2 protein-coding genes are annotated in these 1619 nt (G+C 45.8%); both read left to right on the top strand.

Features of this window, described 5'->3' with window-relative positions; all coding sequences use genetic code 11:
• A partial coding sequence (locus R8269_RS23970; RefSeq protein ID WP_318222749.1) for an ABC transporter substrate-binding protein occupies positions 1-1157 on the top strand: 1157 nt, incomplete at its 5' end.
• A gap of 9 nt (positions 1158-1166) precedes the next feature.
• Positions 1167-1619 (top strand): ATP-binding cassette domain-containing protein (locus R8269_RS23965; protein WP_318075241.1); only part of this gene is annotated, 453 nt, incomplete at its 3' end.

Here is a 1619-nt window from a genome sequence, read left to right as displayed (position 1 = left end):
ATTACTTAGCCGACGTCAAAAAAGGTAAAAGCGTTACCTTTAAGCACGTAGGTGAGGACTGGTGGGGTTATACCAATAAGTACTACGAGAATCGTTATAACGTCGACAAAATTCGTATCACGGTTATCCGCGATAGTGATATTGCGATGAAGCACTTCGAAAAAGGTAAGTTGGACGCATTTGGATTGGTTTTGCCAAGTCTATGGCATGACAAATCCAATACTGCCCCTTATCAAAAGGGGTACATTGAGAAGTTCTGGGGTTACAACCAATATCCAGTTGGTGCTGGTGGCGTGTGGATAAACACGGCCATGCCTCTACTTGATGACTTAAACATTCGCAAAGGGATCACTTACGCGACAGATTTCGACGGCATGATCGAGAATGTTATGCGTGGAGACTACAGCCGTAAACCCAACCCAACGGGCTTTGGGCATGGTAAATACACGTTACCAGATGTGAAAGCGCCAAAGTTTGAACCAGAAAAAGCGGCGGCAGCGTTTGAAGCTGCGGGCTTCGATAAGATTGGTTCCGATGGTATTCGCGTGAATGATAAAGGTCAGCGTTTGAGCTTTGAATTGACGTACTCATCTCCAGTTCATACACCGCGTATTGCTTTCTTGCGTGAACAGGCAAAATTGGCAGGGTTGGACATTGAGCTGAAGCTGATTGATGGTTCATCGATGTTCAAGTATGTGCGTGAGAAAAAACACGAACTTGCTTTCTTTGATATGGGGACTTCGGAAATCCCAACTTATTGGGAATACTTCCATTCCGTGAATGCCAACAAACCACAAACGAACTCATTCACTAACTACAGCACGCCAGAGCTAGATGAAAAGATCATTGCGTATCGCTTTAACATGGACATGGATAAGAAGATCCAACTAGGTCATGAGATTCAGCGAGACATTATTGATGCGCACGTGATTGTCACTGGCTACATGGTACCTTACGTTCGTTATGGACACTGGCGTTGGTTGAAATTGCCAGAGAAACCAATGAATCGAATGACAGAAGCGTTGTTCAGTGGCGGAATTATCGGTGATGGCACGTATTGGATCGACAAAGACGTGAAGAAAGAAACCCAGAAAGCGATGAAGTCGGGTAAAACCTTTGAACCGGTTGTTGTCGTTGATGACACGTATAAGCTGTAAGGATGTGTTATGGAAAACGATGTAATTTTGAGTGTAAAAGACCTCGAAGTGGAATTCATCACGGATGATGGCCCGGTAAAAGTACTCCATGGCGTGAACTTTGATGTTCGTGCAGGACGAACGCTCGGTCTCGTTGGTGAGTCTGGCAGTGGTAAGAGCGTGACCTCAATGTCCATCATGGGACTGTTGCCAAAGCCTTACGGCAATATTGTCAATGGTGAAGTTAACTACCGAGGTACCAATCTGGTGTCGCTACCAGCGGAAGAAATGTACGCCATGCGCGGCGACCGCATTTCGATCATTTTCCAAGACCCAATGACGGCGTTGAATCCAGTGCATACCATTGGCCGCCAACTGTGCGAAGTGTTGGAATTACACCGTCCTGAGTTAGGTAAAAAAGAGCGCGAATCCTACGCGGTAGAAATGCTGGCTAAAGTGAAAATTCCAATGCCAGAAAAGCGC

The sequence above is a fragment of the Vibrio sp. Vb0667 genome, from assembly GCF_033391095.1.
Note: the sequence above shows the minus strand (reverse complement) of the source record. Positions and strands in the feature narration are given on the sequence as shown.